Here is a 7236-nt window from a genome sequence, read left to right on the forward strand (position 1 = left end):
CCCCCCCCCCCCCCGGCCGGGCCGTGCTGCCGTCGACCTTCGCGCTGCCGGGCTCCGCCGGCCCGCCGCCCGGCGCCGCTCAGGAAGAGCGGCGGCTGCCCTCGTGAAGCGCCTCCAGCACGGCGGCCATCACCTCCGCGCCGTCCAGGGGGCGCGGCAGGGGGGCCCGCCGGGCCCGCGCCATGTCGTCGAAGCATGCGTCGCACACGCCGAGCGGGACATGGCGGATGCCGCAGTCGCGGACGGTGTCGTCCTCCCGCCCGCAGACATCGCACCCCGATGATGCCGCCATGTGTTCGATACTGCCTCGTTCCGGCGCTTCGCGACAGGGCGCGACCCGGGCGCGACAGATTGTGACGAGACGTCAGAAGAGGCGCGTCGAAGGAAATTTGTCTTCGGGACTGCTGGGACCTGAGGCTCCGGCGGCCCGCTCCGGGTCCGGCGGCGTCGCGGCAGCCGGCATCGCGCCCCCACCGGTCCGCGGCGGTCGCGCCCTCCCGCGGCCGCCGCGACCCGCTGAGGTGCTTGCGCGGCCGGAGGGCCGGGGCGAGGGTGGAAGGGAACGATTGAACGAACCTCGAACGGAGGTTCCCATGCGAGCGAGAAAGGCCGACCTCTACGCGCGGGATCTGCGGGAAGCGCGCTGGGTCAAGAGCAGCAAGAGCGGTTACCTGCCGGAGTGCGTCGAGGTGGCGGACATCGGCGACGGAGCCGTCGCCGTCCGTGATGCACAGAACAGGGACCTGCCGCCCCTGCGGTTCACCGCGCAGGAGTGGACGGCGTTCCGGGAAGGTGTGCGCGAGGGCGAGTTCGGCTAGCACCCGTGACGTCCCCCACGCTCGGCGGGCCGGTGGCGGCCCGCCGAGCGTCGTCACGCGTCCGGGACGTGTCCTGGCGTCGCCCCGCCGAGCGAGCGGCCTGCCGCCAGTGTGTCCCGATCCGAGGGTCGTGCGTCCCTTCCGCCTACGGCGCAGGACGAGCGCCGCGCTCGAGGATGGCTGCGACGGTACCGGGCGCCTTGCCCGGACGCCGAACGCAACCCGACACCTGTCAGGAGATCAGACGTGGCTGACATCATCGCGGACATCGAGGTGCCCGACACCCGGCTCGTCGCGGAAGCGACCGAGCTGGTGCGCAAGGCCGCCGATCCGGTCGTCTTCCACCACTCGCGCCGGGTCTACTTCTGGGCGTCGATGCGCGGCCGCAACCGCGGATGGGACTTCGACCCCGAGCTGCTGTACGTCGGCGCCCTCTTCCACGACCTCGGGCTGACCGACACCTACGCCCGTACCGACCAGCGCTTCGAGATCGACGGCGCCGACGAGGCCCGTCGCTTCCTGCTGGAGCAGGGCGTCGCGGAGGACCGCGCGCGCCTGGTGTGGGAGGCGATCGCCCTGCACACCACGCCGGAGATCCCGTGGCACATGGCGCCCGAGATCGCCCTGGTCACCTCGGGCGTCGAGGTCGACGTCCTCGGCATCGGATACGACGAGATCACCCCCGAGGAACGCGAGGCCGTCGTCGCCGTCCATCCGCGGCCCGACTTCAGGAACACCATTCTCAAGGAGTTCACCCGCGGCATCGCGCCCCGCCCCGACACCACGTTCGGCAACGTCAAGGCCGACGTCCTGGAGCGTTTCGTACCGGGCTTCGTGCGCGGCAACTTCGTGGACACCATCCTGCGGTCCCCCTGGGCGGAATAGCACGCGGAACGAGACGCGAGCAAGCGGGACGGGACGCGCGCGTCCGCGCGCGGCCCCCGTCCCGGCTAGGCCTTCCGTCCGGCGGCGCCCGGGGTGCCGGGGATGCCCCCGGGCCGGGTGGTGCGGAAGCGGTCGCGATAGGCGCCGGGGCTGATGCCGAGGCGGCGCCGGAAGGCGCGGCGCATCGTCTCCTCCGATCCGAAGCCGCTGCGCCGGGCGACCGTGTCGTGGGCGTCGTCGCCCGCTTCCAGCAGGGCCTGGGCCGCCTCGACGCGGATGCGTTCGACGTACTGCGCGGCGGTGCCGCCGGTCTCCGTGCGGAACAGCCGGGTCAGGTGGCGGGTGCTGACGCCGGCCCGGGCCGCCAGCGCGGGCAGGCTGTGGTCGCCGGAGGGGTCGGCGGCCACATGGTCGAGCACCCGGCGCAGCACCGAGTGGGCCGGCCGGCGCGGGCTCTGCCGCACGCTGAACTGCGACTGGCCACCGGGCCGGGCCATGAAGACGACCAGGAACTTGGCGGCTCTGCGGGCGATGTCCGGACCCAGGTCCGCCTCGACCAGGGAGAGCGTCAGGTCGATGCCCGCGCTGATGCCCGCGGAGGTGATGAAGCGGCCGTCCCGTACGAAGATCGCGTCGGAGTCGACCTCGACCTCGGGGTAGCGGGCGGCGAGGTCGTCGGCGAGCCGCCAGTGCGTGGCGGCCCGGCGACCGTCCAGCAGCCCGGTCGCGGCCAGCGGGAACGCGCCCGCGCACACCGACGCGACAGTGCGGGAGCGGTCCGCGAGGCGGGCGATGCCCGCCACGAGGGCGGTGTCCGCGACCGCGGCCCACCAGTCCGGGCGCCCGGGGATGACGAGCGTGTCGACCGGGAAGTCGACCTCGTCCAGCGCCAGGTCCGGCACCAGCCGCAGCCCCGCGGTCGTCGTCACCGGTCCGCCGTCCAGTGACACCGTCCCCGTCACATAGCGGGCGCCGTACTCGTTCGCCGCCGTGTACACATCCAGCGGACCCGTCACATCCATCAGCTGCAGCCCGTCGAACAGCACGACCAGCACCTGGTGCGGCGCCACGGCCGGGGCGGCACGGGATGTCACTGTCGTTCCTCCGTAGACGATGCGCGTCCGGCAGGTGCGGTGCGGACACCCCGGTGCGGGACGCCGGGCGGGCCTGTCCCTGCCCGGTCCGTCATTCTCGCCCATGCCCGCCCGGGTCTACGAGGCCGGGCTGGTGACCCCCGCGACGGGCCGCTGGAGCGGGGCGAGACGCCGCGTCGTCACCACGCGGCGGCCGCGCTCGTCGTCGTGGATGGAGGTGGACACGGCGAGCCGGCGCACGATCTCCAAACCGCGCCCGTGCTCGTCCGGCGGGGTGCTGTCGGCGCGGGCCCCGTCGTGGTGCGGGGCGTCGCCGCTGTCGGTGACGGTGATGACCAGAGCGTCGTCGTGCAGGCACAGCCGTATCGACATCTGGGCACGGCCGTGGCGGGCGGCGTTGGCGGCGAGTTCGTCGACGATCAGCTCGGCGGCGATGCGGTCCTCGGCGGACAGTCCCCACAGCCCCAGCAGTTCGGACGTGAAGTGCCGTGCGGCGCCCACGTAGGCGGCCTCGGCGGGTTGCACGAGTTCCGCCGAACGGGTGGGGATGGTGTCACCGCACATGACGTGTGGGCCCTTCGTCGATGAGGCCCGCGGTCCCGGCGATCGCGGGGCGCCCCACCGGCCACGCCGCCCCCCGTGCGGCACGCCGTGGACGTCGGCACCCCTTCCGGCCGCCGTGCCCGGCACCGCTGGTGTCCCCCCGCGTGGATAGCGTGGACGTGTGCGTCTTCTTGTGATGTCCGATACACACCTACCCAAACGTGCCAAAGAGCTTCCTGCCGAACTCCTGGACCGGATTCCCGAGGCCGACGCCGTCATCCACGCCGGCGACTGGGTCGACGTCGCGACCCTCGACCTGCTGCAGGAGAGGTCGCGCCGGGTGATCGGCGTGTACGGGAACAACGACGGCGACGAGCTGCGGGCGCGGCTGCCCGAGGTCGCCCGTGCCGAGCTCGGCGGGCTGCGCTTCGGCGTGGTGCACGACAGCGGCCCGGCGCAGGGACGCGAACGCCGCTGCGAGGAACGCTTCCCCGACCTCGACGTCCTGGTCTTCGGGCACAGCCACATCCCCTGGGACAGCTCGGCGCCGGGCGGGCTGCGGCTGCTCAACCCCGGTTCGCCGACGGACCGCAGGCGTCAGCCCTACTGCACGTACCTCACCGCTGTGGCCGCCGGGGGCGAGCTGACCGAGGTGCGGCTGCACACGCTGCCGCGGCGCTGACCCGGGCGGGGTCGCGTCGGCCCGGCGCGCGGGTCACTGCTCGAGTCGGTGCTCCGGTCAGCGCTCGAGCGCCGGGTCGCCGGCCGGACGGGCCGCGCCCGAGGGCTCGGAGACCCGGACCGGCCCGGGGGCCCCGGCCGTCCCGGCCGCGGGCTCCCGCCCCGCCGCCCCCGGGGCGGCGCCGACGGGCGGCAGCAGCGCCAGGACGGCCTGGCGGTGGCTGGGGGCGGCGTCCTCGTCGAAGGGGTCGGGGGTCGCCGGCACCTGCACCCGGAGCACCGGCCCCGAGCCCAGCCGCACATAGCCGCGGCCGGGCGGCACTTCCGCCGCGGACGTCGAGCACTGCGGCGCGCCGAGCACCGCCTGCGTCTGCTCCGCGGTGACCGCGCCCAGCAGCACCCGGGCCCTGGTCTGGGCGATGACCACCGGGGAGAGCGCCTCGGCCCCGTCGAGGTGGTCGGCCACCGCGACGGTCACCCCGGCCGCGCGCCCGTGCCGGAGCGGGACGTCCAGCAGCTCCTGCGGTTCGGGGCGGTTCTCGGCGTGCGCGAGCTGGCTGAGCACCGTCGGCCGGTCGACGAGGATCCACAGCGGGCGCCGTACGTCGTCCGGGGCGGTGCGGCCGGCCTGCCGGGCGCGGTTGACGGCGATCAGACGGCGCTCGGTCTCGTGCGCCGCCCACTCCAGGGTGGCCAGCGCTCCGGCGAGACCGCTCTCGACGGCCAGCACACCGGGCCGGCCGGTCAGGCACGCGTACTCTCCGGTGCCGCTGCCGTCGACGACCACGAGGTCGCCCTCGGGCAGGGCCTGGAGCGCGATCGAGCGCAGCAGCGTGGTGGTGCCCGTGCCGGGGTGCCCGAGGGCGAGCAGATGCGGCTCGGTGGAGCGCGGGCCGGTGCGCCACACCACCGGGGGCGCGTCCCTGACCTCCGCACCGTCCTCGACGGGGACGGTGCGCTGCACGGCCTCCGGGTCGGTGAAGCCGATCACGGTCTCGCCGGGGGAGGTGACGAAGCGCTGGGCGGCGATGTCCGTGGACAGCGGGGGGAGCGCGGTGAGGGTGAGGTGGTTCTCCTCCTCGTTCCACTCGAAGCGGTACTCGCGGCCGCGACCCGCCTTCGCCTGCAGCACATGCTCGACGCGGGCCCTGGCGGCGGCCTCGCCGTCGGTGAAGTAGGCCGGGTACCTCAGGCGCAGGCGGACGAGCCGCCCGTCCTCGAAAGCGTGGTCGCCGAAGGCGCCTTCCCAGCTGCCGTCGTGGGCGTAGAGCGGGCTGGGGTCGTCGGCGACGGACAGATACGGCACGAGGGCCTCGTACAGCGCGGTCAGCCGGTCGTTCTCGGCGCCGCTCGGCCCGGTCGCGAGGGGCGTGCGGTCCCGGCCCATCCAGCCGGCGGAGCCCATCAGGGCGGCGACCAGCAGGTAGGCGCCGTAGGGCAGCAGCGCCATGACGAGGAAGGCGGCTCCCACGGAGGCCAGCAGCGCCGGTCCGCGCCGGTCCTTGGGCGTGTCGCGCCACCAGTCGCGCGCCCAGCCGGCCTGACGGGCGAGGCCGCGCGCGATGACGAGGAGCGGGTGGAGGACGTCCGCGGTGCTGTCGACGGCGGCCCGCGCGAGCTCACGGCCGCGCGAGAGCGAGGGGCGGCTGCTCAGGAGGGCGGAAAGGGGGCGCCGGACCACGGGAGCTCCAGAGGATCGGGTGCGGGATGTGCGGCGGGGCGGGCGGGGCGGTCGGTGGACGAGGGGACGGCCCGGTGCGGAGCGGCGCCGGACCGCGGACCGGCCGCGCGGTACGGCGTGCGGTACGGCCGCTTTCGGCCGTGCCGTCAAGACGGTGTCACCGGGGCCGCGTCATCGAGCGCCCGCCTGCCGCGCGACGCGCGATGCCCGGAGTACGCTTCCCTGCCCGCGGCGTCCCAGGTCGAGGACGGCCCGGACGAGAACGGCCCGGTCGAGGACGCGTTCCCGCTCTGCCGTGCACTGCGCCGGCGCCTTCGGGACGAGGCGTGGGAGCCGTGAAGGCGCGGGACGCGCCCTTCGGGCGCCGTGGCCGTGTGGCGGTGGAACGGCTAGAACTTGATCCCGCCCAGGAGGCTCGCCAGGCTCGCCCCGCCGGCTTTGATGCTCGGGGCGATGGCGGTGCCCGCGAGGTAGAAGCCGAAGAGGGCGCAGACGAGCGCGTGGGACGCCTTGAGCCCGTCCTTGCGGAAGAACAGGAAGACGATGATGCCGAGCAGGACGACGCCTGAGATGGACAGGATCATGGGGGCTACTCCTGTGTGATGGGGACGGTCACCATGAGTGGTTCCAGAATGACATTCAGTAATATGTTCTGAAAAGAGGCGAATGGGTGATAAGTAACAGAATTCACTCCTTCGGCTCCGCTGAACGGTTTCCTGCGGGGGTGATCCTCGCCGGTCGTCCGGCGCGTCATGGGGCAGGCGCCGCCGATGGAGCAGGGAAGTCGCCCGTTCGAGTGAGCGACAGCGTCGGGCAGGGGCCACGGGCTCGCGGTCGGTGCATCGCCCTGCCGCGGCACGTACCGGGACGCGCCCGGCGAGCCCGGGGCGGCCGAGGCCGCTTAGGGTGGATCAGGAAGGCCCCGCCCGCGCACGGCGACCACTGGCTGTGAGGAACGATGAGCGAGCCGACCCCGCGGCACGACCCGGCCCACGACCCCGACGTCCTGCGACTCGCCGCCGAGCTCTTCGACCTCGCCCGCCGGGGCGGCACCGAGACCCTGGCGGCCTATGTGGACGCCGGTGTGCCGGCCGACCTCACCAACGACAAGGGCGACACCCTCGTGATGCTCGCCGCCTACCACGGCCACGCCGCCACCGTGGCCGCCCTCCTCCAGCGCGGTGCGGACCCCGACCGCGTCAACGACCGCGGCCAGACCCCACTGGCCGGAGCCGTCTTCAGAGGCGAGGACGAGGTCGTCCGCGTCCTCCTCGATGGCGGGGCCGACCCCGCGGCGGGCGCCCCCTCGGCCGTCGACACCGCCCGTATGTTCGGTAAGGACGCGCTCCTGGAACTCTTCGGCGCCGCATGACCCGCGGACGCGCCACGACGACGCCGTCCCCACGATGTGAAGAGAAGTGGACCCATGACGGAAACCGACAGCTGGGAAAATCCGCTGCGCGATCCGACCGACCGGCGGCTGCCGCGCATCGCGGGCCCGTCCGGGCTCGTGATCTTCGGTGTGACGGGGGAC

General features: G+C 74.0%; 9 protein-coding genes. 4 read left to right on the forward strand and 5 right to left on the reverse strand.

Features of this window, described 5'->3' with window-relative positions:
* Nucleotides 1-79: 79 nt before the first annotated feature.
* A complete protein-coding gene (locus AC3ET4_RS29780; protein ID WP_431954907.1) occupies nt 80-292 on the reverse strand; it encodes a hypothetical protein in 213 nt (70 codons plus the stop codon).
* Between the two features lie 301 nt (nt 293-593).
* On the opposite strand from AC3ET4_RS29780, the gene AC3ET4_RS29785 reads away from it, so the two are divergent.
* Together AC3ET4_RS29785 and AC3ET4_RS29790 are read left to right on the forward strand one after the other, a co-directional pair.
* A complete protein-coding gene (locus AC3ET4_RS29785) occupies nt 594-818 on the forward strand; it encodes a DUF397 domain-containing protein (protein WP_431954909.1) in 225 nt (74 codons plus the stop codon).
* 246 nt (nt 819-1064) lie between these two features.
* A complete protein-coding gene (locus tag AC3ET4_RS29790; protein ID WP_431954911.1) occupies nt 1065-1703 on the forward strand; it encodes an HD domain-containing protein in 639 nt (212 codons plus the stop codon).
* A gap of 65 nt (nt 1704-1768) precedes the next feature.
* On the opposite strand, the gene AC3ET4_RS29795 is transcribed toward AC3ET4_RS29790, so the two are convergent.
* Together AC3ET4_RS29795 and AC3ET4_RS29800 are read right to left on the reverse strand one after the other, a co-directional pair.
* A complete protein-coding gene (locus AC3ET4_RS29795; protein WP_431954913.1) occupies nt 1769-2797 on the reverse strand; it encodes a GlxA family transcriptional regulator in 1029 nt (342 codons plus the stop codon).
* A 117-nt stretch (nt 2798-2914) separates the two neighbouring features.
* Nucleotides 2915-3361 (reverse strand): ATP-binding protein, encoded by a 447-nt coding sequence (locus AC3ET4_RS29800; RefSeq protein ID WP_431954915.1) that lies wholly within the window; start codon nt 3359-3361, stop codon nt 2915-2917.
* A 160-nt stretch (nt 3362-3521) separates the two neighbouring features.
* Here AC3ET4_RS29800 and AC3ET4_RS29805 point away from each other — a divergent pair, with 160 nt between their 5' ends.
* A complete protein-coding gene (locus AC3ET4_RS29805; RefSeq protein ID WP_431954917.1) occupies nt 3522-4022 on the forward strand; it encodes a metallophosphoesterase family protein in 501 nt (166 codons plus the stop codon).
* A 57-nt stretch (nt 4023-4079) separates the two neighbouring features.
* On the opposite strand, the gene AC3ET4_RS29810 is transcribed toward AC3ET4_RS29805, so the two are convergent.
* The gene (locus tag AC3ET4_RS29810; RefSeq protein WP_431954919.1) at nt 4080-5702 is read right to left on the reverse strand and encodes a hypothetical protein; all 1623 of its coding nucleotides are present in this window, start codon (nt 5700-5702) and stop codon (nt 4080-4082) included.
* Between the two features lie 389 nt (nt 5703-6091).
* Entirely contained in the window at nt 6092-6286 is a 195-nt protein-coding gene (locus AC3ET4_RS29815) for a hypothetical protein (protein ID WP_018534760.1), read from the reverse strand.
* A gap of 374 nt (nt 6287-6660) precedes the next feature.
* On the opposite strand from AC3ET4_RS29815, the gene AC3ET4_RS29820 reads away from it, so the two are divergent.
* A complete protein-coding gene (locus tag AC3ET4_RS29820) occupies nt 6661-7074 on the forward strand; it encodes an ankyrin repeat domain-containing protein (protein WP_431954922.1) in 414 nt (137 codons plus the stop codon).
* Nucleotides 7075-7236: the final 162 nt, after the last annotated feature.

The sequence above is a fragment of the Actinacidiphila sp. bgisy167 genome, from assembly GCF_057707665.1.

Coding starts and splice junctions, on each gene's coding strand:
- AC3ET4_RS29780 (WP_431954907.1), bottom strand. CDS start 292: ATGGCGGCATCATCGGGGTGCGATGTCTGCGGGCGGGAGGACGACACC.
- AC3ET4_RS29785 (WP_431954909.1), top strand. CDS start 594: ATGCGAGCGAGAAAGGCCGACCTCTACGCGCGGGATCTGCGGGAAGCG.
- AC3ET4_RS29800 (WP_431954915.1), bottom strand. CDS start 3,361: ATGTGCGGTGACACCATCCCCACCCGTTCGGCGGAACTCGTGCAACCC.
- AC3ET4_RS29815 (WP_018534760.1), bottom strand. CDS start 6,286: ATGATCCTGTCCATCTCAGGCGTCGTCCTGCTCGGCATCATCGTCTTC.
- AC3ET4_RS29820 (WP_431954922.1), top strand. CDS start 6,661: ATGAGCGAGCCGACCCCGCGGCACGACCCGGCCCACGACCCCGACGTC.